At 73.7% G+C, this 25,052-nt stretch carries 31 protein-coding genes; 24 read left to right on the forward strand and 7 right to left on the reverse strand.

Going from position 1 to position 25,052, the window contains the following annotated elements:
* Window positions 1-8 precede the first annotated feature (8 nt).
* On the forward strand, window positions 9-830 hold the full coding sequence (locus K7396_RS26895; protein WP_107421164.1) for an ABC transporter permease: 822 nt from the start codon (window positions 9-11) through the stop codon (window positions 828-830).
* A 68-nt stretch (window positions 831-898) separates the two neighbouring features.
* On the forward strand, window positions 899-1,546 hold the full coding sequence (locus K7396_RS26900) for an ABC transporter permease (protein ID WP_174887038.1): 648 nt from the start codon (window positions 899-901) through the stop codon (window positions 1,544-1,546).
* 41 nt (window positions 1,547-1,587) lie between these two features.
* Here K7396_RS26900 and ybaK read toward each other — a convergent pair whose 3' ends face one another.
* The 3 genes from ybaK to K7396_RS26915 all read right to left on the reverse strand — a co-directional run bounded on the left by ybaK (window position 1,588) and on the right by K7396_RS26915 (window position 5,100).
* Window positions 1,588-2,082 (reverse strand): Cys-tRNA(Pro) deacylase, encoded by a 495-nt coding sequence (gene ybaK / locus K7396_RS26905; protein ID WP_086717131.1) that lies wholly within the window; start codon window positions 2,080-2,082, stop codon window positions 1,588-1,590.
* Window positions 2,083-2,148: 66 nt separating this feature from the next.
* Window positions 2,149-2,895 (reverse strand): LON peptidase substrate-binding domain-containing protein, encoded by a 747-nt coding sequence (locus tag K7396_RS26910; protein ID WP_086717130.1) that lies wholly within the window; start codon window positions 2,893-2,895, stop codon window positions 2,149-2,151.
* A 603-nt stretch (window positions 2,896-3,498) separates the two neighbouring features.
* Window positions 3,499-5,100, reverse strand: a complete 1,602-nt coding sequence (locus K7396_RS26915; RefSeq protein ID WP_086716856.1) for an oxidoreductase — start codon at window positions 5,098-5,100, stop codon at window positions 3,499-3,501.
* 263 nt (window positions 5,101-5,363) lie between these two features.
* On the opposite strand from K7396_RS26915, the gene hisD reads away from it, so the two are divergent.
* From hisD to K7396_RS26970, 11 genes are read left to right on the forward strand one after another with little or no spacing between them, the layout of a single operon-like run.
* Window positions 5,364-6,686: a histidinol dehydrogenase gene (gene hisD / locus K7396_RS26920; protein ID WP_086716855.1), complete on the forward strand. Its 1,323-nt coding sequence runs from the start codon at window positions 5,364-5,366 to the stop codon at window positions 6,684-6,686.
* Between the two features lie 8 nt (window positions 6,687-6,694).
* Window positions 6,695-7,813 carry a histidinol-phosphate transaminase gene (locus K7396_RS26925; RefSeq protein ID WP_086716859.1) on the forward strand — a complete coding sequence of 373 codons (1,119 nt, stop codon included), beginning with the start codon at window positions 6,695-6,697 and terminating at the stop codon, window positions 7,811-7,813.
* Entirely contained in the window at window positions 7,810-8,403 is a 594-nt protein-coding gene (gene hisB / locus K7396_RS26930) for an imidazoleglycerol-phosphate dehydratase HisB (protein ID WP_086716854.1), read from the forward strand. The genes K7396_RS26925 and hisB overlap by 4 nt, the downstream gene beginning before the upstream one ends.
* Window positions 8,404-8,406: 3 nt before the next feature.
* The gene (locus K7396_RS26935) at window positions 8,407-8,571 is read left to right on the forward strand and encodes a hypothetical protein (protein ID WP_167392733.1); all 165 of its coding nucleotides are present in this window, start codon (window positions 8,407-8,409) and stop codon (window positions 8,569-8,571) included.
* Window positions 8,562-9,218, forward strand: coding sequence for an imidazole glycerol phosphate synthase subunit HisH (gene hisH / locus K7396_RS26940; RefSeq protein WP_086716853.1), 657 nt, complete (start codon window positions 8,562-8,564; stop codon window positions 9,216-9,218). Before K7396_RS26935 ends, hisH begins: the two co-directional genes overlap by 10 nt.
* Window positions 9,218-9,949, forward strand: coding sequence for a bifunctional 1-(5-phosphoribosyl)-5-((5-phosphoribosylamino)methylideneamino)imidazole-4-carboxamide isomerase/phosphoribosylanthranilate isomerase PriA (gene priA / locus K7396_RS26945; protein ID WP_086716852.1), 732 nt, complete (start codon window positions 9,218-9,220; stop codon window positions 9,947-9,949). Before hisH ends, priA begins: the two co-directional genes overlap by 1 nt.
* 21 nt (window positions 9,950-9,970) lie before the next feature.
* A complete protein-coding gene (locus K7396_RS26950) occupies window positions 9,971-10,378 on the forward strand; it encodes a Rid family hydrolase (RefSeq protein WP_086716851.1) in 408 nt (135 codons plus the stop codon).
* Window positions 10,375-11,139, forward strand: coding sequence for an imidazole glycerol phosphate synthase subunit HisF (gene hisF / locus K7396_RS26955; protein WP_086716850.1), 765 nt, complete (start codon window positions 10,375-10,377; stop codon window positions 11,137-11,139). The genes K7396_RS26950 and hisF overlap by 4 nt, the downstream gene beginning before the upstream one ends.
* 26 nt (window positions 11,140-11,165) lie before the next feature.
* On the forward strand, window positions 11,166-11,435 hold the full coding sequence (locus tag K7396_RS26960; protein ID WP_086716849.1) for an SH3-like domain-containing protein: 270 nt from the start codon (window positions 11,166-11,168) through the stop codon (window positions 11,433-11,435).
* Window positions 11,425-11,712, forward strand: coding sequence for an SH3-like domain-containing protein (locus tag K7396_RS26965; protein ID WP_086716848.1), 288 nt, complete (start codon window positions 11,425-11,427; stop codon window positions 11,710-11,712). The genes K7396_RS26960 and K7396_RS26965 overlap by 11 nt, the downstream gene beginning before the upstream one ends.
* Window positions 11,709-12,299, forward strand: a complete 591-nt coding sequence (locus K7396_RS26970) for a nitrile hydratase subunit alpha (RefSeq protein WP_086716847.1) — start codon at window positions 11,709-11,711, stop codon at window positions 12,297-12,299. Before K7396_RS26965 ends, K7396_RS26970 begins: the two co-directional genes overlap by 4 nt.
* A 1-nt stretch (window position 12,300) precedes the next feature.
* Here K7396_RS26970 and K7396_RS26975 read toward each other — a convergent pair whose 3' ends face one another.
* From K7396_RS26975 to K7396_RS26985, 3 genes are read right to left on the reverse strand one after another with little or no spacing between them, the layout of a single operon-like run.
* Complete coding sequence (locus K7396_RS26975) at window positions 12,301-13,044, reverse strand: succinate dehydrogenase/fumarate reductase iron-sulfur subunit (RefSeq protein WP_086716846.1); 744 nt, start codon at window positions 13,042-13,044, stop codon at window positions 12,301-12,303.
* The gene (locus K7396_RS26980) at window positions 13,041-14,999 is read right to left on the reverse strand and encodes a fumarate reductase/succinate dehydrogenase flavoprotein subunit (protein ID WP_086716845.1); all 1,959 of its coding nucleotides are present in this window, start codon (window positions 14,997-14,999) and stop codon (window positions 13,041-13,043) included. Before K7396_RS26980 ends, K7396_RS26975 begins: the two co-directional genes overlap by 4 nt.
* A 1-nt stretch (window position 15,000) precedes the next feature.
* Window positions 15,001-15,708, reverse strand: coding sequence for a succinate dehydrogenase (locus K7396_RS26985; protein WP_086716844.1), 708 nt, complete (start codon window positions 15,706-15,708; stop codon window positions 15,001-15,003).
* A gap of 95 nt (window positions 15,709-15,803) precedes the next feature.
* On the opposite strand from K7396_RS26985, the gene K7396_RS26990 reads away from it, so the two are divergent.
* The gene (locus K7396_RS26990) at window positions 15,804-16,700 is read left to right on the forward strand and encodes a LysR family transcriptional regulator (protein WP_086716843.1); all 897 of its coding nucleotides are present in this window, start codon (window positions 15,804-15,806) and stop codon (window positions 16,698-16,700) included.
* An 88-nt stretch (window positions 16,701-16,788) separates the two neighbouring features.
* On the forward strand, window positions 16,789-17,421 hold the full coding sequence (locus K7396_RS26995; RefSeq protein ID WP_086716842.1) for a TIGR03085 family metal-binding protein: 633 nt from the start codon (window positions 16,789-16,791) through the stop codon (window positions 17,419-17,421).
* Between the two features lie 59 nt (window positions 17,422-17,480).
* On the opposite strand, the gene K7396_RS27000 is transcribed toward K7396_RS26995, so the two are convergent.
* A complete protein-coding gene (locus K7396_RS27000; protein WP_158101104.1) occupies window positions 17,481-17,621 on the reverse strand; it encodes a hypothetical protein in 141 nt (46 codons plus the stop codon).
* Between the two features lie 33 nt (window positions 17,622-17,654).
* Here K7396_RS27000 and hisI point away from each other — a divergent pair, with 33 nt between their 5' ends.
* The 9 genes from hisI (at window position 17,655) to trpA (ending at window position 25,033) form a co-directional block, all read left to right on the forward strand.
* Entirely contained in the window at window positions 17,655-18,044 is a 390-nt protein-coding gene (hisI, locus tag K7396_RS27005) for a phosphoribosyl-AMP cyclohydrolase (RefSeq protein ID WP_086716858.1), read from the forward strand.
* A gap of 11 nt (window positions 18,045-18,055) precedes the next feature.
* Window positions 18,056-19,600, forward strand: coding sequence for an anthranilate synthase component I (locus K7396_RS27010; protein ID WP_086716841.1), 1,545 nt, complete (start codon window positions 18,056-18,058; stop codon window positions 19,598-19,600).
* A 100-nt stretch (window positions 19,601-19,700) separates the two neighbouring features.
* The gene (locus K7396_RS27015; protein ID WP_086716857.1) at window positions 19,701-20,366 is read left to right on the forward strand and encodes a TIGR02234 family membrane protein; all 666 of its coding nucleotides are present in this window, start codon (window positions 19,701-19,703) and stop codon (window positions 20,364-20,366) included.
* Window positions 20,367-20,451: 85 nt separating this feature from the next.
* The gene (locus K7396_RS27020) at window positions 20,452-20,697 is read left to right on the forward strand and encodes an HGxxPAAW family protein (protein ID WP_086716840.1); all 246 of its coding nucleotides are present in this window, start codon (window positions 20,452-20,454) and stop codon (window positions 20,695-20,697) included.
* A 146-nt stretch (window positions 20,698-20,843) separates the two neighbouring features.
* Window positions 20,844-21,305, forward strand: coding sequence for a DUF2752 domain-containing protein (locus K7396_RS27025; RefSeq protein WP_152105232.1), 462 nt, complete (start codon window positions 20,844-20,846; stop codon window positions 21,303-21,305).
* Between the two features lie 184 nt (window positions 21,306-21,489).
* The gene (trpC, locus tag K7396_RS27030; RefSeq protein WP_152105231.1) at window positions 21,490-22,299 is read left to right on the forward strand and encodes an indole-3-glycerol phosphate synthase TrpC; all 810 of its coding nucleotides are present in this window, start codon (window positions 21,490-21,492) and stop codon (window positions 22,297-22,299) included.
* A gap of 25 nt (window positions 22,300-22,324) precedes the next feature.
* Window positions 22,325-22,615: a tryptophan biosynthesis modulator TrpM gene (trpM, locus tag K7396_RS36010; RefSeq protein ID WP_152105230.1), complete on the forward strand. Its 291-nt coding sequence runs from the start codon at window positions 22,325-22,327 to the stop codon at window positions 22,613-22,615.
* 316 nt (window positions 22,616-22,931) lie between these two features.
* Window positions 22,932-24,218: a tryptophan synthase subunit beta gene (gene trpB / locus K7396_RS27035; protein WP_086721347.1), complete on the forward strand. Its 1,287-nt coding sequence runs from the start codon at window positions 22,932-22,934 to the stop codon at window positions 24,216-24,218.
* On the forward strand, window positions 24,215-25,033 hold the full coding sequence (gene trpA / locus K7396_RS27040) for a tryptophan synthase subunit alpha (protein WP_086721346.1): 819 nt from the start codon (window positions 24,215-24,217) through the stop codon (window positions 25,031-25,033). Before trpB ends, trpA begins: the two co-directional genes overlap by 4 nt.
* The last annotated feature ends 19 nt before the right edge of the window (window positions 25,034-25,052 follow it).

Consider the following 25,052-nt stretch of genomic DNA (forward strand, 5'->3'; position numbering starts at 1 on the left):
GTGGCAGGGTGAGTGTGGTTCCCGCGCAGGCGGTGGCCGGGGCGGTCCCGGACACGGGCGCGCGCACCGAGGAGGCCGCTCCGCTGGCGCCGCGCGCCCGCCTGGTGCCCGCGCTGGGCGCCGTCTACCGCGCCCAGCTCTCCCGGGCCCGGGTCGCACGGATCCCGCTGCTGTTCGTCGCCACCTTCCAGTCCATCGGGATCATGGTCCTGCTGCGCGGGGTGGTCGACGGCGGCGACCCGGCCCGTGCCGTGGTGTCCGGCTCCAGCGTGCTGGTCGTCGCGTTCGTGGCGCTCAACCTCCTCGCCCAGTACTTCGGCCAGCTGCGGGCCGGCGGCGGGCTCGACCACTACGCCACGCTGCCGGTGCCGCCGGCCGCGGTGGTGCTCGGCGCCGCCGCCGCGTACGCCTCGTTCACCGTGCCGGGGACGGTGGTCACCGCGGTCACCGGCTGTGTGCTCTTCCAGCTGCCGATGACGCACCTGTGGGTGCTGGCCGCCGTGCTCCCGCTCGCCGGGGCGGCGCTGGCCGGTCTCGGCGCGGCCCTCGGCCTGCTCGCCCCCCGGCCCGAACTCGCCACGCTCTGCGGCCAGTTGGGGATGTCGGCGGCGCTGCTGCTGGGCGTGCTGCCGGCCGGGAGGATGCCCGAGGTGATCGGCTGGGCCCGCGACCTGCTGCCCTCGACCTACGGAGTGGAGGCGCTGGCCCGCAGCTTCGACCCGCATCCCGACTGGATCGCGGTCGGCGCGGACCTGGGCGTGTGCGCGGCCGTCGGCGTGCTCTCGCTGGCCGTCGCCACCTGGGCGTACCGCCGGGCGGCGGCCCGATGACCGGCGCCACCCCGCCGAACGGCCGTCCTGCTTCCGGTCCCACCGGCCCCACCTGGCACGATGACGGGGTGACCGCACCGCTGACGCCCCCCGACAACCAACCGCCCGACGAGCCGCGGCACCCCGCGGCCGCGCCCGCCGCCGACCACGGCGGCCCGGTCGGCCCCGAACTGGCCCGTGAGCTGCGCGAAGGCGCACTGATCGCGCTCGTGGTCGCGGTGAGCGGCGTCCTGCTCGGCGTGCTGTGGAACTGGCTCGCACCGCACACCCCGCTGATCGCGGACACCCGCAACGTCTACCTCAAGAACACCGAGGGCGAGGAGGCGATCGGCGCGGACGGCACCTTCGTCCTGCTGTCCCTCGCCTTCGGGGCCCTCACCGCCGCCGCGGTCTTCCTCTTCCGCAGGCGCGGCGGGATCCCGCTGGTCGTGGCGCTGGTCGTGGGCGGACTGCTCGGCGCGGTGCTGGGCTGGGTGACGGGCATGTGGCTGGGCCCCACCCCGGACGTGGCCGCGCACGCCAAGCAGGTCGGCCCCGGCGTGACCTTCAACGGCCCGCTGCGGCTGCAGGCCAAGGGCGCCCTGCTGGCCTGGCCGATCGCCGGGATGCTCACCCAGCTCGCGCTGACCGGACTGTTCGGCCCGCGCGACCCGGAACCGGACGCCCCGCACTGGCCCGGGGACGAGCACCTGCCGCAGCCGCCCGAAGCGCACTGACCTCCGGGGCGGCCGGTCCGCCGGCCGCCCCGCGGCACGTCTCAGCCGCGGGCGATCGGCGCGAGGTGCGCCCCCGTGAGCGCCACCAGGTCCCCGGGCGACAGCTCGACCTCCAGGCCGCGCCGCCCCGCCGACACACAGACCGTCGGCCGGCCCTCGGCCGAGGCGTCCACGACCGTGCGCAGCCGCTTGCGCTGCCCAAGCGGCGAGATCCCGCCCAGGACGTAGCCCGTGCTGCGCTCGGCCGCCGCCGGGTCCGCCATCGTCGCCCGCTTGCCGCCCACCGCGGCCGCCAGCGCCTTGAGGTCCAACGACCCCGACACCGGGACCACGGCGACCGTCAGGGTGCCGTCGACATCCGCCAGCAGCGTCTTGAACACCTGGTCGGGCGCGACACCGAGGGCCTCGGCGGCCTCCTCGCCGTACGACGCGGCGGCCGGGTCGTGCGCGTAGGAGTGCGTGGTGAACGCGACGCCCGCCGCGGTGAGGGCGGCCGTGGCCGGGGTGCCGACGGACTTCCTGGACTTCTTCGCCACCGTCTTCGTGCCTCGCGTGGGGTCGGGCCGGGGCACCGGACACGTCGTCCGGATGGGGCCGGTCGGTCAGTTGGGGCTGGTCGGCTGCCGGGTCAGGTCCACCGCCGGCAGCGACGGGAGCTTACCGAGCAGCGCCGACTCCTGGCGAAGCAGTTTCAGCTCCTGCCCCAGCCGGGACGCGGTGTCCGGCGCCTCCAGCAGCCGCTGCTTGGCGGGTACGTCCAGCACGGCCGCGGCGGCCACCAGGTACGACAGCACCGACGGGTCGGCCGGCAGGTCCTGCCCGCTCGACAGGGTCCGCTCGTTCGCCCAGGCCAGCCGCTTCTGATACGTACGGAACGCCCGCACGACGCCCGAGGCGAGCGCGCCCGCGCCCTCCCCGTCGCGGTCCTCCAGCTCCTCCAGCTCACCGGTCAGATACGGCCCCGAGGCGTCCACCGACAGCAGCCGGAAGCGGGTGGTGCCGGTGGCGAGGATCTCGTAGCCGGTGTCGTCGTCGGACGACTTCTCCCGGATGGTCGCCGCGTCGGCGATGCAGCCCACGGTGTGGAACGCCTGTATCGGGTCGTCGCCGAAGCCCGCCGCGGGGCCGTCCGCCGCCGGCAGCGTGGCGTCCGGCATGCCCTGCGCGGTGGCGGCGACCTCGCGGCCGTCCCGGATCGCGATCACGGCGAAGCGGCGGTCGTCCTCGGACACCGCGCTCAGATCGCGCATCATCGCCCGGTACCGCGCCTCGAAGACGTTCAGCGGGAGCACGAGCCCCGGGAACAGCACCGAGTTCAACGGGAAGAGCGGGAGGCGGAGGGAGGTCACAGCCGGTAAGCCTAGACGCTGCGCTGGGCTGGGGGTCCATGTGGGCGGGGAATCTGTTTTCGGCTGTCCCGCCGTGGGTTCCGCTGCGCTTTGCCTCTGCCCCGTTTTTGGCTTTCCCGCCGTGGGGGTTCGTCGCCGTTGCTCCCCCACTGCCTTAAGGGCGTGGGAGGTACCCCCAGCGGCGGGCGGGGTCCGCTGCGCGGGGCTGTGGGTGAGGGGACGGGCCGGAGGGGCCTGGTGTGTGGACTGCTTCGCTTTACGTCCACACACCAGGCCCCTCCGGCCCGTCCCCTCCCGTGGGTGAGTGAAGTGATCGTGGGTGGGGGCGGGCGTCGATCACAGCCGATCCCCCCAGCCGACGAGGTGCACCGGACCAGCCACATTGACCCCCACCGGCCTTCTTCCCACCCCTCAACGGGAGGGGACGGGTCGGAGCGGGTGGGGGTGTCCGGACGTAAAGCGAAGCAGTCCGGACACCCCCACCCGCGCAGGCCCGGCACCGGCACCCGAAACGCCCCGCGCAGCGGACCCCGCCCGCCGCAGGCGAACCAAGAGAAACCCCCACGGCGGGAAAGCCGAAAACGTGGGAGGGCCCGGCTGTCGCTATTGCCGCCGCAAAAGGCGGGACGCCCCCGCGGCCACCGTCGTGGCGAGGATCCACCCCGCCAGGATCAGGACGGCGGCCACCCACTGCGCGCCGCCGCCCGGCTTCCACGCGGTGCTCTGGTTGAGGTCGATCACCGGCAGGAGGAGGTCCAGGGAGTAGAGGTAGGGGTTCCAGGGGGGTGCCTCGCCCGCTTTGAGGGGTGGGGGCGGGGACATCGAGAAGTAGGCGGTGCCGATCGCCCACAGGATGGCCATCCAGACCGCGGCCCGGCCGGGGCGGTAGCCGTAGGCCACGGTCCAGTCCTGGAGGAAGCCCCAGGTCTTGGCCGCCAGCGGCAGCGTCTCGCGGCGGCGCCGCTGCTTGGCCAGCAGCACCTCGCGGGCATCGGAGTCCTCGCCGGTGGTGCGCAGCGAGGCGGCGAGCATCTCGTACGGCTCGGGCGCGTACTCCGGGGTCGCCGCGGCCACCCACCGCAGCCGCTGTGCCAGCGGGAAGGGGCCGCGCGGGATCAGCGTCTCGTACGCGAAGCCGGCCATCCACAGCCCGCCGAGCCCCGGCCAGCTCGCCGACTTGTCGATGAGGTTGACGACCCGGGCGCCGGAGAGGATGACCCGGCCGCGCTGCGGGCGCTCGCCGAGGAAGCGCAGCTCGGGGGTCTGGATGCGGCGCAGCGAGAGTTCCTGGTCGGACTCCATGACGAACCGGGCGTGCTCGAAGTCGACGGCGTCGCCGAACCGCCCGTCGTCCAGCCGCATCCCGCCCTCGCATTCGAAGCGCTGCATGCGGGTGCCGCGCGAGGGGGTGTGCACGGTGCCGTACGGGGGAGTGGTGCCGCTGGAGAACGGCGAGTTGGCCAGGCCCGCCGCGGTCAGGTGGAGGGTGCGCTCGACGGTCAGCTGCGGGGCGTTGAGCGCCCGGCGGCCGAAGGGGTTGCTCAGCCGGCTGCCGCGCAGGCTCAGCGACCCGCCGACGGTGGCGCCGCGCAGCGACAGCTCGCCGTAGGACTCCAGCATCTCGGCCTGGAGGTCCTGGGCGACGGTCATCCCGTCCGCCATGATCGACCGGCCCTGCCGGTCCTTGTGCACCATGGTCTGGTTGAGCATCAGGTCCGTGCCGATCTGCGCGTCGGAGAGCCGGACCCCGGAGTGCACCACGCAGCGCGGCAGGTGGAGGTCGCCCTCGGTGTGCAGCCGGGCCGCCTCCAGCCGGGGTATCGCGCAGTTCACCAGCCGCAGCGTGGTGAAGCGGCTCTCGGGCAGCACCACCTCGGCCTCGAAGCGGCAGTCCCGCAGCTCGACGAATGGCTTGATCGTGCCGCCCGCAAGGTCGAGAGTGTCCGTGATGTACGCGCCGGTGAGCTGGAGCGCGGAGACCCGGCCGGGCTGCGGCGGCGGCCCGTCGAGCAGCAGCAGCGCCACGACCCGGGCCCGCACCCGGCGCTCCGGGCCCCACAGGTGCTGCCCGTGCGGATCGTCGCGCTCCGGGTCGCCGATGTGCAGATCGCAGGTGCTGCCGTTGCGGAAGGCCTGCCACATGCTCCATTCCGCCGACGTCAGCTGCAGATCGGCGGGCGCGTCGCCGTCCCCGGGCTCGGTCACAGTGGATCCCCCTTGTTCTCCCGTGGTGTGTCGCAACCTGTTCGGACGCACTTCGTGCACTGGTCATCGGGCGTCCGACAGGCGTCCCCGTACGCCGTCACCGGGCCCTTGCCCGCCCCGTGACGGCTTGAACACGCGTGGTCAGGGCCAACTCCGGTCAACTTCCGGGACCCGGATCACGGTGTGTGGAGCGCATGTGCCGCTGTGTATCACTGAGTGATACGGCCGCTCGGGCCCAGGAGCGGGTCTGAGACACTGGGAGGGTGATCTCCCGAATCGATCTGCGCGGTGACGCCCTCCCCGAGGGCGGCGCCCTGCGCGACCTGCTGCCCCGTGCCGAGTTCGACGTGGAAGCCGCCCTGGAGAAGGTGCGGCCCATCTGCGAGGACGTGCGCCATCGTGGCACCGCGGCGCTGATCGAGTACGCGCGGCGGTTCGACGGTGTCGAGATCGAGCGGGTACGGGTGCCGGCCGAGGCCCTGCGGGACGCGCTCGACGGGCTGGACCCGGCCGTCCGGGCCGCCCTGGAGGAGTCCATCCGGCGCGCCCGGATCGTCCACCGCGAACAGCGCCGCACGGACGTCACCACCAAGGTCGTCCCCGGCGGCACGGTCACCGAACGCTGGGTCCCCGTCGAGCGGGTGGGCCTGTACGTCCCCGGCGGCCTGGCGGTCTACCCGTCGTCCGTGGTCATGAACGTCGTCCCGGCGCAGGAGGCCGGGGTCTCCGGCATCGCCGTCAGCTCCCCGCCGCAGAAGGAGTTCGGCGGCCTGCCGCACCCCACCATCCTCGCGGCCTGCGCCCTGCTCGGCGTCGACGAGGTCTACGCCGCCGGCGGCGCCCAGGCCGTCGCGATGTTCGCGTACGGCACCGACGAGTGCCTGCCGGTCAACCTCGTCACGGGCCCCGGCAACATCTTCGTCGCCTCCGCCAAGCGCCTCCTCAAGGGCCGTATCGGCATCGACGCCGAGGCCGGGCCCACCGAGATCGCGGTGCTCGCGGACGCCACCGCCGACCCCGAGCACGTCGCCGCCGACCTGATCAGCCAGGCCGAGCACGACACCCTCGCCGCCGCCGTCCTGGTCACCGACTCCGCCGAACTCGCCGACGCCGTCGAGGAGGCCCTCAAGCGGCAGGTCGCGGCCACCAAGCACATCGAGCGGATCACCGAGGCGCTGGGCGGGCGGCAGTCCGCCGTCGTCCTCGTCGACGGCATCGACGAAGGTCTCAAGGTCGTGGACGCCTACGGCGCCGAGCACCTGGAGATCCAGACCGCCGACGCCTCCGCCGTCGCCGCCCGGGTCCGCAACGCCGGCGCGGTCTTCGTCGGCCCCTGGGCCCCGGTCTCGCTCGGCGACTACTGCGCCGGGTCCAACCACGTCCTGCCCACCGGCGGCTGCGCCTGCCACTCCTCCGGCCTGTCCGTGCAGTCCTTCCTGCGCGGCATCCACGTCGTGGACTACTCGCGCGACGCGCTGGCCGAGGTCGCCCACCACGTGGTGACCCTCGCCGAGGCCGAGGACCTCCCGGCCCACGGCGCCGCGCTGAAGGCCAGGTTCGAATGGAAGGTCCCGCAGAGCAAGTGAGCAGGCACGTGACCCGCATCGACGATCTCCCCATCCGGGACGAGCTGCGCGGCAAGTCCCCCTACGGCGCACCGCAGCTGGACGTCCCGGTGCGCCTGAACACCAACGAGAACCCCTATCCGCTGCCCGAGCCGCTGGTCCGCCGGATCGCCGAGCGGGTGACCGACGCCGCCCGCCTGCTCAACCGCTACCCCGACCGGGACGCGGTCGAGCTGCGCACCGAGCTGGCCCGCTACCTCACCCGCACCGGCGGTCACCCGGTCACCACCGAGCAGGTCTGGGCGGCCAACGGCTCCAACGAGGTCATCCAGCAGCTGCTGCAGACCTTCGGCGGCCCCGGCCGCCACGCCCTCGGCTTCGAGCCGTCGTACTCCATGCACGGGCTGATCTCCCGCGGCACGGGCACCGGCTGGACCTCCGGCCCGCGCAACGACGACTTCACCATCGACGTCGAGGCGGCGCGGGCGGCCATCGCCGAGCAGCGGCCCGACGTGGTCTTCATCTGCTCGCCGAACAACCCCACCGGCACCGCCGTCGAGGCGGACACGGTGCTTGCGCTGTACGACGCCGCCCAGGCGGCCCGGTCCGACGGCGCCGGCGCCCTGGTGGTCGTCGACGAGGCCTACGGCGAGTTCAGCCACCGGCCCTCGCTGCTGCCGCTGATCGAGGGCCGCCCGAACCTGGTGGTCTCCCGGACCATGTCCAAGGCCTTCGGCGCCGCCGGGCTGCGGCTGGGCTACCTCGCGGCCGACCCCGCCGTGGTCGACGCGGTGCAGCTGGTCCGGCTCCCGTACCACCTCTCGTCCGTCACCCAGGCCACCGCGCTCGCCGCGCTGGAGCACACCGACACGCTCCTGAAGTACGTCGAGCAGCTCAAGGCCGAGCGGGACCGCCTGGTCACCGAGCTGCGGGCGGCCGGCTGCCAGGTCGTCGACTCCGACGCCAACTTCGTGCAGTTCGGCCTCTTCGAGGACGCGCACGCCACCTGGCAGGCGATCCTCGACCACGGCGTGCTGGTCCGTGACAACGGCGTACCGGGCTGGCTGCGGGTCACCGCCGGCACCCCGGCAGAGAACGACGCGTTCCTCGACGCGGTTCGCGCAGTACTGAAGGAGAACAAGCGATGACCCGCGTAGGACGCGTGGAGCGCACGACGAAGGAGACGTCCGTGCTCGTCGAGATCGATCTCGACGGCAGGGGCGAGGTGGACGTGTCGACCGGTGTGGGCTTCTACGACCACATGCTCGACCAGCTCGGCCGGCACGGCCTGTTCGACCTCAAGGTCAAGACCGACGGCGACCTGCACATCGACACCCACCACACCATCGAGGACACCGCGCTGGCGCTGGGCGCCGCCTTCAAGCAGGCCCTCGGCGACAAGTCCGGGATCTACCGCTTCGGCAACTGCACCGTCCCGCTGGACGAGTCGCTCGCCCAGGTGACCGTCGACCTCTCCGGCCGCCCGTACCTGGTGCACACCGAGCCGGAGAACATGGCGCCGATGATCGGCTCCTACGACACCACGATGACCCGGCACATCTTCGAGTCGTTCGTCGCCCAGGCCCAGATAGCGCTGCACATCCACGTCCCGTACGGCCGCAACGCCCACCACATCGTGGAGTGCCAGTTCAAGGCGCTGGCCCGCGCCCTGCGCTACGCCAGCGAGCGCGACCCGCGCGCGGCCGGCATCATCCCCTCCACCAAGGGGGCCCTGTAGCCCGTGAACGGACTCTCGACCGTCTTCATCCTCCTCGGGCTCTTTCTCCTCGGCGGTGTCTACTCGTTCTGGAAGCAGCAGCTGCCCAAGGGCCTGATCGTGCTGCTGTCCGTCGGTTCGGCGCTGTGCCTGCTCGCCGGCGTGCTGCGGCTGGAGGTATGGAATTGACCCCCTCGGCACCCCGTAAGAAGGTCGTGGTCTTCGACTACGGCTTCGGCAACGTCCGCTCCGCCGAGCGCGCCCTGGCGCACGTCGGCGCGGAGGTGGAGATCACCCGGGACTTCGACCGGGCGATGAACGCCGAGGGCCTGCTGGTCCCCGGAGTCGGCGCGTTCGCCGCCTGCATGGCCGGGCTCAAGCAGGCCCGCGGCGACTGGCTCGTCGGCCGCCGGCTGTCCGGCGGACGCCCCGTGATGGGCATCTGTGTCGGGATGCAGATCCTCTTCGGCCGCGGCATCGAGCACGGCGTGGAGACCGAGGGCCTGGACGAGTGGCCCGGCACGGTCGGCCCGCTCAAGGCCGACGTCGTCCCGCACATGGGCTGGAACACCGTCGAGGCCCCCGCGGACTCGCGGCTCTTCGCCGGGCTGCCCGCCGACGCCCGCTACTACTTCGTGCACTCCTACGCGGTGCACGACTGGGAGCTGGAGGTCGGCAACCCGCACCTCGCCGCGCCGAAGGTCACCTGGGCCACGCACGGCGAGCGGTTCGTGGCCGCGGTCGAGAACGGCCCGCTGTGGGCCACCCAGTTCCACCCCGAGAAGTCCGGCGACGCCGGCGCCCAGCTCCTGACCAATTGGATCGAGACCCTGTAATGCCGAACGCCGCAAAGCTCGAACTCCTCCCCGCCGTCGATGTCCGCGACGGCCAGGCCGTCCGCCTCGTGCACGGCGAGTCCGGCTCCGAGACCTCCTACGGCGACCCGCTGCAGGCGGCCCTCGCCTGGCAGCGGGCGGGCGCCGAGTGGCTGCACCTCGTCGACCTCGACGCGGCCTTCGGCACCGGCGACAACCGGGCGCAGATCGCCGAGGTCGCCCGCTCCATGGACCTCAAGGTCGAGCTGTCCGGCGGCATCCGCGACGACGACACGCTCGCCGCGGCCCTGGCCACCGGCTGCCGCCGGGTCAACCTCGGCACCGCCGCGCTGGAGACCCCCGAGTGGGTCGCCAAGGTCATCGCCGAGCACGGCGACAAGATCGCGGTCGGCCTGGACGTCCGCGGCACGACGCTGCGCGGCCGCGGCTGGACCCGCGACGGCGGCGACCTCTACGAGACGCTGGCCCGCCTCGACGCCGAGGGCTGCGCGCGATACGTCGTCACCGACATCAACAAGGACGGCACCCTCCAGGGCCCCAACGTCGAGCTGCTCAGGAACGTCTGCGCGGCCACCGACCGGCCCGTGGTCGCCTCCGGCGGGGTCTCCTCGCTCGACGACCTGCGGGTACTGGCCTCGCTGGTACCGGAAGGTGTCGAGGGCGCCATCGTCGGCAAGGCGCTCTACGCGAAGGCGTTCACCCTCGAAGAGGCACTGGCAGCAGTGTCGTAACGGCGAACGAAAGGCCGCAAGATGACCATCGAGCGCGTACGGACCGGCAATCCCTGGGAAGAGAAGATCGGCATCGCACGCGCCGTGGCGGCCGGCGACCGGATCCTGGTCGCCGGCACGATGCCGGTGGTCGACGGCGTCCTGCAGGGTGAGGGCGACCCCTACGAACAGACCCGGGCCGCCTTCACCCACGCGCTGGCCGCGCTCAAGCCCTTCGGCCTGGGCGCCGAAGCGGTCCTGCGCACCCGTGTGTACCTCACCCACCTGCGCGACGTGGACGCGGCCGGCCGCGCCCACCGGGAGCTGTTCGCGGCGCAGCCGCCGGTCTCGACCCTGGTCGTGGTCTCCGGCTTCGCCGACCCCCGGGTGCTGGTGGAAGTGGAACTGGAAGCCTTCCGAGAACTGTCAGAGAGGCCTGAACCGACATGACCCTGGCGGTCCGAGTCATCCCTTGCCTGGACGTCGACAACGGCCGGGTCGTCAAGGGCGTCAACTTCCGTAACCTGCGGGACGCGGGCGACCCCGTGGAGATGGCCAAGATCTACGGTCAGGAGGGCGCCGACGAGCTGACCTTCCTCGACATCACCGCCTCCTCCGGCAACCGCGAGACCACCTACGACGTGGTCCGCCGCACCGCCGAGCAGGTCTTCATCCCGCTCACCGTCGGCGGCGGCGTCCGCACCCCCGAGGACGTCGACAAGCTGCTGCGGGCCGGCGCCGACAAGGTCGGCGTCAACACCGCCGCCATCGCCCGCCCCGACGTGATCCGCGAGATCGCCGAGCGCTTCGGCCGCCAGGTCCTGGTCCTCTCGGTCGACGCCCGCCGCACCGACGCCGGCACCCCGTCCGGATACGAGGTCACCACCCACGGCGGCCGCCGCGGCACCGGCATCGACGCGGTGGAGTGGGCGCACCGCGCCGCCGAACTCGGCGCCGGCGAGATCCTCCTCAACTCCATGGACGCCGACGGCACCAAGGACGGCTACGACGTCGAGATGATCGAGGCCGTCCGCAAGCACGTCAGCGTCCCGGTGATCGCCTCCGGCGGCGCGGGCCGGCTGGACGACTTCGCCCCGGCCGTCGCGGCCGGCGCCGACGCGGTCCTGGCCGCGTCCGTCTTCCACTTCGGCGACCTGCGCATCGGCCAGGTCAAGGACGCGCTCCGGGGGGCCGGGCACACCGTGCGCTGACCGGCGGCCGCCCGTAGGCTCGCCCCATGAGCCGTGTCAACGATGTGGGTGGCCAGGGCGGGTTCGGGGCGCTGGAGATCGAGGCGGACGAGCCGCCGTTCCACGCCGACTGGGAGGCGCGGGTGTACGCGCTGAACTCCGTGCTGGTGCGCAACGGCGTCTACCGGCTCGACGAGTTCCGGGACGCCGTCGAGCGGATGCCCCCGCGCGCGTACCTGGCCGCGTCGTACTACGAGCGCTGGCTGTACGCGATCGAGACGCTGCTGGCCGGGCGGGGGCCGGCCGGTGAGGGCTGAGTTCCGGGCGGGGGAGCGGGTGCGGGTGCGCGCCGTCGACCCCGCGGGTCACACGCGGGTGCCGCGGTACGTACGCGGGCACGTGGGGCGGATCGTCGAGTGCCAGGGCCGCTGGCCGCTCGCCGACGAGTGCGCGGCGGGGGTGGCCGAGCCGCGGGTGGAGCCCGTCTACACCGTGGCGTTCGCCGCGGGCGACCTGTGGGGCGAGGGCGGTCACGAGGTCACGGTCGACCTCTGGGAGTCGTACATCGAGCGGGCAGGGAAGGACGGGGCATGAGCGGCGAGCACACGAGCCTGCCGGTGGCGGCGCGGGTCAGGCGGCTGGAGGAGCGGCTGATCGGGGCCGGGGTGGTCGCCCAGGAGCAGCTGGACGAGGCGCTCGGCGCGATGCTGAAGGGGGCCTCGCCGGTCAACGGCGCGCGGATCGTGGCGCGGGCCTGGAGCGACGCGGGGTTCCGGGAGCGGCTGCTGGCGGACGCGAACGCGGCGCTGCCGGAGGTGGGTCTCTCGATGGCGGGCGGCATCCAGGAGCAGCGGCTCAAGGTCGTCGAGAACACCGCCACCACGCACCACGTCCTCGTGTGCACGCTGTGCTCGTGCTATCCGATCGGGCTGCTGGGGCCGTCGCCGTCCTGGTACAAGAGCGAGGCCTACCGCGCCCGGGTGGTGCGCGAACCGCGCGCCGTGCTGGCCGAGTTCGGGCTGGAGCTGCCGGAGTCCACCACCATCACGGTGTGGGACTCCAGCGCCGAGAGCCGCTACCTGGTCCTGCCCCGGCGGCCCGCGGGCACCGCGGGCCGCAGCGAGGCGGAGCTGGCCGCGCTCGTCACCCGCGAGGGCCTCATCGGGACCGCCGCGGTCTGACTCACCGTCCCTTGCGCGCGGCCCGGACGAACTCCCGGTTCATCGTGGCGATGCTGAACAGGGGAACGCCCTTGGGGCAGGCCGTCGCACACGCCCCGGTGTTGGTGCAGCCGCCGAAGCCCTCCGCGTCCATCTGCCCCACCATGTCCAGGACGCGGCTCTCCCGCTCCTGGGCGCCCTGGGGCAGGGCGCCCAGGTGGACGACCTTGGCGGCGGTGAAGAGCATCGCCGAGCCGTTGGGGCAGGCCGCCACGCAGGCGCCGCAGCCGATGCACGCGGCGTGCTCGAAGGCGGTGTCGGCGGCCGGCTTGGGCACGGCGGTGGCGTGGGCCTCGGGGGCGGAGCCGGTCGGGGCGGTGATGTAGCCGCCGGAGGCGATGATGCGGTCGAAGGCGGAGCGGTCGACGACCAGGTCCTTGACGACCGGGAAGGCGGCGGCCCGCCAGGGCTCGATGTCGAGGGTGTCGCCGTCCTGGAAGGAGCGCATGTGCAGCTGGCAGGTGGTGGTCTGCTCGGGGCCGTGCGCCTCGCCGTTGATGACGAGCGAGCAGGCGCCGCAGATGCCCTCGCGGCAGTCGTGGTCGAAGGCGACCGGGTCCTCGCCGTCCAGCAGGAGTTCCTCGTTGAGGGTGTCGAGCATCTCCAGGAACGACATGTCCGGTGAGATGCCCGCCACCTCGTAGGTGACCGGGGCGCCGGGGGCGTCGGCGTTCGGCTGGCGCCAGATGCGCAGGGTGAGGTTCATGCGTAGCTCCGCTGGGTGGGGTGGACGTGCTCGAAGACCAGGTCTTCCCTGTGGAGGACGGGGGCCTCGCCGGTGGCGGTGAACTCCCAGGCGGCCGCGTAGCAGAACTCCTCGTCCCGGCGGGCGGCCTCGCCGTCCGGGGTCTGCGACTCCACGCGGAAGTGGCCGCCGCAGGACTCGGCGCGGTGCAGGGCGTCGAGGCACATCAGCTCGGCCAGCTCCAGGTAGTCGACGAGGCGGTGGGCCTTCTCCAGGGACTGGTTGAACTCCCGGCCGGTACCGGGCACCTTGACGCGGCGCCAGAACTCCTCGCGGATCCGCGGGATGCGGTCCAGGGCCGTGCGCAGCCCCTCCGCCGAGCGCGCCATCCCGCAGTGCTCCCACAGCAGGGTGCCGATCTCGCGGTGGAAGGAGTCCGGGGTGCGGTCGCCGCCGACGGCCAGCAGCCGGTCCAGGCGCGCCGTGGTCTCCTCCAGGGCCGCGGCGGCCGCCGGGTGGCCGGCGTCCACGTCGCCGGTGCGCGGATGGCGGGCCAGGTAGGCGTTGAGGGTCGTCGGCAGGACGAAGTAGCCGTCGGCGAGGCCCTGCATCAGGGCGGAGGCGCCGAGGCGGTTGGCGCCGTGGTCGGAGAAGTTGGCCTCCCCGATGGCGAACAGGCCCGGGACCGTGGTCTGGAGGTCGTAGTCGACCCACAGGCCGCCCATCGTGTAGTGCACGGCGGGGTAGATCCGCATCGGCACCTCGTACGGGTCCTCCGCGGTGATCCGCGCGTACATGTCGAAGAGGTTGCCGTACTTCTGCTCGACCGCCGCGCGGCCGGTGCGCGCGAGGGCGTCGGCGAAGTCCAGGTAGACGCCCTGCCCGCCGGGGCCGACGCCCCGGCCCTCGTCGCAGACCTGCTTGGCGGCGCGGGAGGCGATGTCGCGGGGGACGAGGTTGCCGAAGGACGGGTAGAGGCGCTCCAGGTAGTAGTCGCGCTCCTCCTCGGGGATCTGCCCGGGCGGGCGGCGGTCGCCCGCGGCCTTCGGGACCCAGATGCGGCCGTCGTTGCGCAGCGACTCGCTCATCAGCGTCAGCTTGGACTGGTGGTCGCCGGTGCGCGGGATGCAGGTGGGGTGGATCTGGGTGAAGCAGGGGTTGGCGAAGTACGCGCCCCGCCGGTGCGCCCGCCAGATCGCGGTGGCGTTGGAGTTCATGGCGTTCGTCGACAGGTGGAAGACGTTGCCGTAGCCGCCGGTCGCCAGGACCACCGCGTCCGCGACGTGGCACTCGACGCGGCCGGTGACCAGGTCGCGGGCGACGATGCCGCGGGCCCGGCCGTCGACGACGATCAGGTCGAGCATCTCGGTGCGGGCGTGCAGCCGCACCGCGCCGGCCGCGATCTGGCGGGAGAGCGCCTGGTAGGCGCCGAGCAGCAGTTGCTGCCCGGTCTGGCCGCGGGCGTAGAACGTCCGGGAGACCTGGACCCCGCCGAAGGAGCGGGTGTCGAGCAGACCGCCGTACTCGCGGGCGAACGGCACGCCCTGGGCCACGCACTGGTCGATGATCTCGACGGAGATCTGCGCGAGCCGGTGCACATTGGACTCCCGGGCCCGGAAGTCGCCGCCCTTGACGGTGTCGTAGAACAGCCGCTGGACGGAGTCGCCGTCGTTGCGGTAGTTCTTCGCGGCGTTGATCCCGCCCTGGGCGGCGATGGAGTGCGCCCGGCGCGGCGAGTCCTGGTAGCAGAACTGCTCGACGTGGTAGCCCTGTTCGGCGAGGGTGGCCCCGGCGGCGCCGCCCGCGAGGCCGGTGCCGACGACGATGACGGTGTGCTTGCGGCGGTTGGCCGGGCCCACCAGCCCGGCCTCGAAGCGGCGGCGGTCCCAGCGTTCGGCGACCGGCCCGCCGGGGGCGGCCGTGTCGGCGAGGGGCGCGCCGGTCGGGTAGTCGGCGTAGCCGGGGTACGAGGTCATGTCAGCTCACCACTTCGGTCATGACGGCGACGGGTACGGAGACGAAGCCCACGGTCAGCACCAGGGCGAGGGCGTCGGCGGTGGTCCTCAGGAGGCGGTCGCGGGTGCGGCTGCCGACGCCGAGGGTCTGCGCGGCGCTCCAGAAGCCGTGCCGGACGTGCAGCCCGAGCGCCAGCACCGCGGCGATGTAGACGACGTTGCCGTACCAGGTCGAGAAGGTGTCGACCACGTTCCGGTACGGGTGGCCCTCCTGGAAGCCGCCGGGGTGCGCGGTGCCCGTCGTCAGGTCGAGGACGTGCCAGACGAGGAACAGGCCGAGGATGATCCCGCCCCAGCGCATCGTGCGGGTCGCGTAGCTCGCCCGTGCTGTGCGGTGCGCGTACTTGTCAGGGCGCGCCCGGAGGTCGCGGCGGCTGAGCTGGTACGCGGAGACGGCGTGCGCGACGACCGCGGCGACCAGGACCACCCGGACCAGCCAGAGCGTCCACTCCTTGTGCATGAACGGTTCGCCGACCACCCGCAACCAGTGCGCGTAGTGGTCGAAGGTGTCCGGCCCGAAGAAGATCTTGAGGTTGCCCAGCATGTGGACGACCAGGTACAGCAGCATCACCAGGCCGCTGACGGCCATCACCGTCTTCTTGCCGACGGTCGAGCGCCACATCAGCGCGGCGAAGGACGGCCGTCGGTCCGTCCGTGTGTCCAGTGCCATGGATCCCGACGGTAGGGACCGGCCCTGTCATCAGTCCAAGACATGGTCCGGCTCATCTCCATAGCCGGGGCCTATCATCGCCTACCCTTCCCGGTATGCAGCTGCAGCAGCTCCGCTACTTCACCGCCGTGGCCGACACCCGGCACTTCACCCGCGCCGCCGCGCGCGAACACGTCGCCCAGCCCTCGCTCTCCCAGCAGATCCGGTCGCTGGAGCGGGAGTTGGGCGCCGAGCTGTTCCACCGCGCCCGCGGCCACATCACCCTCACCGACGCCGGCGAGACCCTGCTGCCGCTGGCCCGGCGCATCCTCGCCGACGCCGAGACCGCCCGCCGCGAGGTCCAGGAGGTCGCCCGGCTGCGCCGCGGGCGGCTGCGCCTCGGCGCCCCGCCCAGCCTGTGCGCCAGCCTCGTCCCCGACGTCCTGCGGGCCTTCCACACCGCCTATCCGGGCGTGGAGCTGATGGTGACCGAGGACGGCTCGCAGGACCTCGTCCGGGCGCTGGCCGACGGCGCGCTGGACCTGGCCCTGGTCATCACCCCGCTCCCGGTCCAGGCCCCCGCCCTGACCACCGCCGAGCTGCTGCGCGAGGAACTCGTCGTGGTCTCCGCGCCCGACCGCCCGGCCCCCGTCGGCCGGCGCACCCGCATCCGGGTCGAGGATCTGCGGGACCGGCCGCTCGCCATGTTCCGCCGCGGCTACGACCTGCGGGAATTCACCACCGCCGCATGCCGCGCGGCCGGCTTCGAGCCGGCCTTCACCGTCGAGGGCGGCGAGATGGACGCGGTCCTCGGCTTCGTCCGGGCCGGGCTGGGCGTCGCCGTCGTCCCCAGCATGGTCGCCGAACGCTCCGGCCTGCGCGTCACCCGCTTCGCGACGCCCGGGATGCACCGGGTGGTGTCCGTCGCCCACCGCGGCGACGTCTCCCCGCCGCGCGCCGCCCGCGAACTGCAGCGCATCCTGCACGACCACCTGGAGCCGGGCGGGTCCTGAGCGGGTGCCGCACCGCCGTGCGGGGGAGTGCGGCCGGTCCGGGCGCGGCCCCGTGGCAGGGGGCGGTGGCCGGTCGTAGGCTGGCCGCATGTCGACCCATGCGAAGCGTGAACGGCTCCTTCTCGCCGACCTGTTGGAGAGCGCCGGGCCCGAGGCCCCGACGCTGTGCGAGAACTGGAGCGCGCGGGATCTGGCCGCGCATGTGGTGGTGCGCGAGCGGCGCGCCGACGCGGCCGGCGGACTCCTGGTCAGGCCGCTGGCCGCACGGCTGGAGCGGGTGCAGGCGGAGTTCGCCGCCCGGCCGTACGAGGAGCTGCTCCGGCTGATCAGGACCGGGCCGCCGCGGATGTCGCCGTTCGCGCTGAAGCAGCTCGACGAGGCGTCCAACACCGTCGAGTTCTTCGTCCACGCCGAGGACGTGCGGCGCGCCCAGGCGGACTGGGCCCCGCGCGAGCTGGACACCGTCTTCGCGGACGCCCTGTGGACCAGGATCGAGCGGATGGCCCGGGTGCTGGGCCGGAAGTCGCCGGTGGGGCTGGTGCTGCGGCGCCCGGACGGCCGCACGGCGGTGGCCCACCGCGGCACGCCCGTGGTCACGGTCGTCGGCGAGCCGGGCGAGCTGACGATGTTCGCCTTCGGCCGGCAGGGCGCCGCCGACGTGGAGCTGGACGGCGACAAGGAAGCCATCGAGCGGCTGCGGACGGCGAAGCTGGGCGTCTGACCCCGCCGCGGCCCGCCCTTCCCGTCACCGCCCGTGGTCCGCGGGCGGACCACACCGCCTCACCCGTGGAACACCACCACCGCGACCACCACACCGACCACCACCGCCGCCAGGAACACCGCCCCCAGCACCCGCGCCGCCACCCGCGCGGCGCGGTCCGGGTCCGGCGGCGGTGGCACGGGCGGCTGCTGATGATGCATGTGTGCAGGATGCCGCACGGCACAATGGACACCATGAGCAGCCGCGCCTCCACCCCGGACACCACCTCCGCCCTGGACCCCGCCATCGCCGCCCGCCTCAAGCGCGGCGCCGACGGCCTGGTCCCCGCCATCGCCCAGCAGTACGACACCGGCGAGGTGCTGATGCTCGGCTGGATGGACGACGAGGCGCTGCACCGCACCCTGACCACCGGCCGCTGCACCTACTGGTCCCGCAGCCGCCAGGAGTACTGGGTCAAGGGCGACACCTCCGGCCACGTCCAGCACGTCAAGTCCGTGGCCCTGGACTGCGACGCCGACACCCTCCTGGTCCGCGTCGACCAGGTCGGCGCCGCCTGCCACACCGGCGACCGCACCTGCTTCGACGCGGACGTACTGATCACCGGTCCGGGCCGGGACCAGTAGGCTCCGCTGCCATGACCACGGGAACCACCGGCACCGCCACTCCGGACCTCGACACCTTCCGCACCCTCGCCAAGGACCGGCGGGTCATCCCCGTCACCCGGCGCCTGCTCGCGGACGGCGACACACCGGTCGGGCTCTACCGCAAACTCGCCGCCGAACGCCCCGGCACCTTCCTCCTGGAGTCCGCCGAGAACGGCCGTACGTGGTCGCGCTACTCCTTCATCGGCGTCCGCAGCGCCGCCACCCTCACCACCCGCGACGGACAGGCGCACTGGCTCGGCACACCGCCCGTCGGCATGCCCACCGGCGGCGACCCGCTCGCCGCGCTGCGCGCCACCGTCGAGGCGCTGCACACCCCCCGGGACCTCATCGAGGGCGCGGGACTGCCGCCGTTCACCGGCGGCATGGTCGGCTACCTCGGCTACGACATCGTGCGCCGCCTGGAGAAGGTCGGCGAGCAGACCGAGGACGACCTGCGGCTGCCCGAACTGACCATGCTGCTCACCTCCGACCTCGCCGTTCTCGACCACTGGAACGGCACCGTCCTGCTGATCGCCAACGCGATCAACCACAACGACCTCGACACCGGCATCGACGAGGCGTACGCGGACGCGGTGGCCCGCCTGGACACCATGGCCGACGACCTCGCCCGGCCCGCGCAGGCCAGTGCCGCCGCGCTGCCCCCGTCGGAGGTCCCGCCGTACACCGCCGAGTGGGGCGGCCCCGCCTTCCAGGACGCCGTCGAGGACATCAAGGAGCGCATCCGGGCCGGCGAGGCCTTCCAGGTCGTGCCCTCCCAGCGCTTCGAAACCCCCTGCACGGCCAGCGCGTTGGACGTCTACCGGGTGCTGCGGGCCACCAACCCCAGCCCGTACATGTACCTCTTCCGCTTCGAGGGCGGCGCGGACGGCGCGGGCGCGGCTTTCGACGTCGTCGGCTCCAGCCCCGAGGCGCTGGTGAAGGTCGAGGACGGCCGGGCCATGGTCCACCCCATCGCCGGCACCCGCCCGCGCGGCGCGACCGTCCAGGAGGACCAGGCCCTCGCCGACGAACTGCTGGCCGACCCCAAGGAGCGTGCCGAGCACCTGATGCTGGTCGACCTGGGCCGCAACGACCTGGGCCGGGTCTGCGAGCCGGGCAGCGTCGAGGTCGTCGACTTCATGTCCGTCGAGCGCTACAGCCACGTCATGCACATCGTCTCGACGGTGACCGGCACGGTCGCCGAGGGCCGTACCGCCTTCGACGTGCTCACCGCCTGCTTCCCCGCGGGCACGCTCTCCGGCGCCCCCAAGCCCCGCGCCCTGCAGATCATCGAGGAGCTGGAGCCGACCCGGCGCGGCCTGTACGGCGGCTGCGTCGGCTACCTCGACTTCGCCGGCGACTCCGACACCGCCATCGCGATCCGCACCGCCCTGCTGCGGGACGGCACCGCCTACGTCCAGGCGGGCGCCGGCATCGTCGCCGACTCCGACCCGCTGGCCGAGGACACCGAGTGCCGTAACAAGGCGGCCGCGGTGCTGCGGGCCGTGAACACCGCCAACCACCTGGGCGGGTAGCTCGCCGAGGGCTGGTCCAGCGGGCGGGACCTCCAACGGTTCCTGCCCCGGTCCACCCCGCGCACCGGCCCCCGCCGGCCGGTGCGCGATAGTGGTACGCGTGAGTGCCGTACCCCAGACCCCCGCCGGGACCGAGTCCCCCGCCCCGACCGGCCCCGCGCAGGCCCGGTCCGCGCCCCGTGCGCGGCGCAGTCTCGCCCTGGCCCTGCCGGCCGGCGCGCTCGGCGCAGCCCTGGCGCTGCTGGCCTCCGGCCGTACCTGGGCCAAGGGCTCCGCGCAGCTGGCCCAGGGCGAGCTGCCGCGCAGCGTGACCGGCGCCGATGTGACCGGCGTGCCCGGCGCGCTGGCCGTCGTCGGCCTGGCCGCGCTGGTCGCCGTCTTCGCGGTGCGCCGGGCCGGCCGGATCGCGGTCGCCCTGCTGCTCGCGCTCAGCGGCGTGGGCATCGCCGTCGCCGCGGTGCTGGGCAACTCCGACACCTCCGCGCTGCGGGAGAAGGCCGCCACCGCGGTCGGCCTGACCGGAGCCGATGTGCATCACGTCACGCACACCGGCTGGCCGTGGGTGGCCGCCGCCGGCGGTCTGCTGCTGCTGTTCGCCGGGGTCCTGGCGCTGGTGCGCGGCCGCCACTGGCCCGCCATGTCGGGCCGTTACGAGCGCACGCCCGGCGGCCCCCGCGGCCCCCGCCGCGCCCCGGCGGCGCCGGATCTGGACCGCCCGGAGGAGATCTGGAAGTCCCTGGACCGCGGCGAGGACCCCACCCGGTAAAAGGACCCCGTCCGGCATCGGTGACAATGGGCGCTGAGGATCACCGCGCCCCGACCCCGGCGCGAGAGAGCAACGAGGAGCATTCATGTCGAGCAGTGGCCACGGACACACCCCCGCCGCCTGGACCGGCGTCATCATCTCGTTCATCGGCTTCTGTGTCTCCGGAGCCTTCATCGTGCTGGCGAACGTGCCCGGCTTCTGGGCAGGCATCGTGCTGATCGGCCTCGGTGCCGTGGTGGGCGGCCTGATGCGGGCGGCCGGCCTGGGCCAGGAGCCCAAGCGCTCGGCCAAGCCGCGTCCCCAGGCGCAGGCGCAGCCGCAGGAGGGCTGAGCTCCCGCTCCCGTGGCGCCGCGGCCCGGCGCCACCCTCGTGGCACCCCTCGAAGGCGCCGCTTCCCGGCCCGTGCGCACCCCCGGTGCCGTACCCGCCGTCCGTGCCCCTTTCCGTACGGCGGCCGAGAAGCTGCGCCTTCGCGCATGCCGCCGCACAATCGGCACGTGAGCGAACCCGCGGCACGGCCCCAGGCCCGACTCCCCGGCGGCCTGCCCCGCCGTCTCGCGGCACCCCTGGGCGTCCTGGCCGCCGCCACCGCCGCCTTCGCGTGGCTGGGCGCCGTGGACCCGAACGAGCCCGGCCACTACCCCGTGTGCCCGCTGCTGCACCTCACCGGCCTGTTCTGCCCGGCCTGCGGCGGCCTGCGCAGCGCCCACGCCGTCGCCCACGGCGACCTCGCCGCCGCGCTGGGCGCCAACGCCCTCGCGGTGGCCGGCTATACCGCCGGAGCGGCCTACTGGGCCCTGTGGGCGTGCCGTGCGGCGCGCGGCCTGCGTACGGCGGGCCCGCGGCCGCGAGCCGTCCACTGGTGGGCGCTGGGCGCCCTGCTGCTGGTCTTCACGGTCCTGCGCAACCTCCCCTTCGGCAGCGGGCTGGCACCGTGACCCGCCGCCCCTGCGGCCCCGCCCCGCACCCCGCGGGCGGCCCCCGGGAAGTCCAGGTCGTGGGACCGTGGTCCACCGGATGTGAGACCTGCCTCCCCTGGCGGATACCATCGGAGTGCCGGATGGGGCAGCTCGTCCCGCTGGCCACTGTCCACCTCCACCGCTCAAGAAGGAGGCCGCTCGCGTGAGTGTGCTCGACGAGATCATCGACGGCGTCCGTGCCGACCTCGCAGAGCGGCAGGCGCGCGTCGGCCTCGACGAGCTCAAGGAGCGGGCCCAGAAGGCGCGCCCGGCCAAGGACGGTGTCGCCGCCCTCAAGGGCGAGAGCGTCACGGTGATCTGCGAGGTCAAGCGCTCCAGTCCCTCCAAGGGCGCGCTCGCCGCGATCGCCGACCCGGCCGGCCTGGCCGCCGACTACGAAGCGGGCGGCGCCGCGGTCATCTCCGTGCTGACCGAGCAGCGCCGCTTCGGCGGCTCGCTGGCCGACCTGGAGGCGGTCCGCGCCAAGGTCGACATCCCCGTCCTGCGCAAGGACTTCATCGTCACCGCCTACCAGCTGTGGGAGGCCCGTGCCTACGGCGCCGACCTCGCGCTGCTGATCGTCTCCGCGCTGGAGCAGGAGGCGCTGGTCTCGCTGATCGAGCGGGCCGAGTCGATCGGGCTGACGCCGCTGGTCGAGGTGCACGACGAGGAAGAGGTCGCCCGCGCGGTGGATGCCGGCGCCAAGATCATCGGCGTCAACGCCCGCAACCTGAAGACCCTGGAGGTCGACCGCGGCAACTTCGCCCGGGTCGCCCCCGAGATCCCCGACCACATCGTCAAGATCGCCGAGTCCGGGGTGCGCGGCCCGCACGACCTGATCGCGTACGCCAACGACGGCGCGGACGCGGTGCTGGTCGGCGAGTCGCTGGTGACCGGCAAGGACCCCAGGACCGCGGTCGCCGACCTGGTCGCCGCGGGCTCCCACCCGGCGATCCGGCACGGCCGGTCCTGAGCGCCCGGGGACGGCACACACCGACATGACCGCCACTGCCGCGAGGCTCAGCTGCCAGGTCCGGGTCCCGCACCCGGGCCCGGCCGGCGCGCGCCCCGCGGCGGAGGCCGGACGCGTCCCGGCCCCGGGACCGGTCCGCGGCGTCCCGTCCGCCGACCGTCACCACCCCGCCCCGCAGCGCTGCGCCCTGCCCCCGTGGCACCGCGGCTGCCGGGCGCCCGCCCGGCGGGTCCACGGCCGCCGGGTCAGGTACCACATCGGATCCGAGCCGGGCCAGATCAACGGCCGGCGATGGCGACCGGGGCCCGCGCGCTGACGCGCCGGCCCCGCCCGGGCGCCGGGGAGGGGAGGGCCGCGGGGGTCATCTGACCGCCTGCTCACCCCCCCACCCCCGAACCCACCCCCCGCCCCTCCCCCGAAGGGGGAGAGGGGGAGGGGGCGGGGGAGCGCCGCGGCCCGGTCCCGCGACACCGCCCGGCCCTGCGCGCGAACGCCCGCCGCGGCGGCAGCGGTCCCTCCGGGCCCCTGCGTACCGCGCGCCGCCCGCCGCGCCGCCCGAATCCGCCCACCTCCGCATACCTCCGACACAACCGGACCTCCGGGGCAGCCGCCCCGGCCTAGGAGTGCGTCTGATGTCCTCCGATTTCTTCCTTCCCGACCCCGAGGGTCGCGTCCCCAGCGCCGAGGGCTACTTCGGTGCCTTCGGCGGCAAGTTCATCCCCGAGGCGCTGGTCGCCGCGGTCGACGAGGTCGCCGTCGAGTACGAGAAGGCCAAGGCGGACCCCCTGTTCGCCGCCGAGCTCAATGACCTGATGGTCAACTACACCGGGCGCCCCAGCGCGCTCACCGAGGTGCCGCGGTTCGCCGAACACGCGGGCGGGGCCCGGGTGTTCCTCAAGCGCGAGGACCTCAACCACACCGGCTCGCACAAGATCAACAACGTGCTGGGCCAGGCGCTGCTCACCCGGCGGATGGGCAAGACCCGGGTCATCGCCGAGACCGGCGCAGGCCAGCACGGCGTCGCCACCGCCACCGCCTGCGCCCTGTTCGGCCTCGACTGCACCATCTACATGGGCGAGATCGACACGCAGCGCCAGGCCCTCAACGTCGCCCGGATGCGGATGCTCGGCGCCGAGGTCGTCGCCGTGAAGTCCGGCAGCCGCACCCTCAAGGACGCCATCAACGAGGCCTTCCGCGACTGGGTCGCCAACGTCGACCGCACCCACTACCTGTTCGGGACCGTCGCCGGACCGCACCCCTTCCCCGCGATGGTGCGCGATTTCCACCGCGTCATCGGCGTCGAGGCGCGCCGCCAGGTCCTGGAGCGCGCGGGCCGCCTGCCCGACGCGGCCGTCGCCTGTGTCGGCGGCGGCTCCAACGCCATCGGCCTCTTCCACGCCTTCCTCCCGGACGCCGGCGTCCGGCTCGTCGGCTGCGAGCCCGCGGGTCACGGCATCGACACCGGCGAGCACGCGGCCACCCTGAGCGCGGGCGAGCCGGGCATCCTGCACGGGTCCCGCAGCTACGTCCTCCAGGACGAGGAGGGGCAGATCACCGAGCCGTACTCCATCTCGGCCGGTCTCGACTACCCGGGCATCGGGCCCGAGCACGCCTACCTCAAGGACAGCGGCCGCGGCGAGTACCGCGCCGTCACCGACGACGCCGCGATGCAGGCGCTGCGCCTGCTCTCGCAGACCGAGGGCATCATCCCGGCCATCGAGAGCGCCCACGCCCTGGCCGGGGCGCTGGACCTCGGCCGGGAGCTGGGCCCGGACGGGCTGCTCGTCGTCAACCTCTCCGGGCGCGGCGACAAGGACATGGACACCGCCGCCCGCTACTTCGACCTGTACGACACGGACGCCGCCGTCGAGGCGGACAACGCCGCCGCCGGCGCGGAGATCGAGGGGGACGCCAAGTGAGCGGGAACATCAAGCTGTTGAGCGACACCCTCGCCGCCGCGAAGGCCGAGGGCCGGTCGGCGCTGATCGCCTACCTGCCGGCCGGGTTCCCGACCGTCGAGGGCGGCATCGAGGCGGCCAAGGCCGTCTTCGCCGGCGGCGCGGACGTCGTGGAGGTCGGGCTGCCGCACAGCGACCCGGTCCTGGACGGCCCCGTCATCCAGACCGCCGACGACATCGCCCTGCGCGGCGGGGTGAAGATCGCGGACGTGATGCGCACGGTGCGCGAGGCGCATCGGGCGACCGGCAAGCCCGTCCTCGTCATGACGTACTGGAACCCCATCGACCGCTACGGCATCGAGCGGTTCACCGCCGAGCTCGCCGAGGCGGGCGGCGCCGGCTGCATCCTGCCCGACCTGCCGGTCCAGGAGTCCGCGACCTGGCGGGAGCACGCCGACAAGCACGGCCTGGCCACCGTCTTCGTCGTCGCCCCCAGCAGCAAGGACGCCCGGCTCGCCGAGATCACGGCGGCCGGCTCCGGCTTCGTCTACGCCGCCTCGCTGATGGGCGTCACCGGCACCCGCGAGTCGGTGGGCGCGCAGGCGCAGGACCTCGTACGGCGCACCAAGGCGACCACCGACCTGCCGGTCTGTGTCGGCCTCGGCGTCTCCAACCCCGAACAGGCCGCCGAGGTGGCCGGGTTCGCCGACGGTGTGATCGTCGGCTCGGCGTTCGTCAAGCGGCTGCTGGCGGCCGACGGCGATCTGGCGGACGGGCTCGACGGCGTCCGCACCCTGGCGGCCGAGCTGGCCGAGGGCGTGCGCAAGCGGGCCTGACCACGGCGCGCGGCCGGGT

The organism is Streptomyces angustmyceticus, assembly GCF_019933235.1.
Taxonomy (GTDB): Bacteria; Actinomycetota; Actinomycetes; order Streptomycetales; family Streptomycetaceae; genus Streptomyces; species Streptomyces angustmyceticus.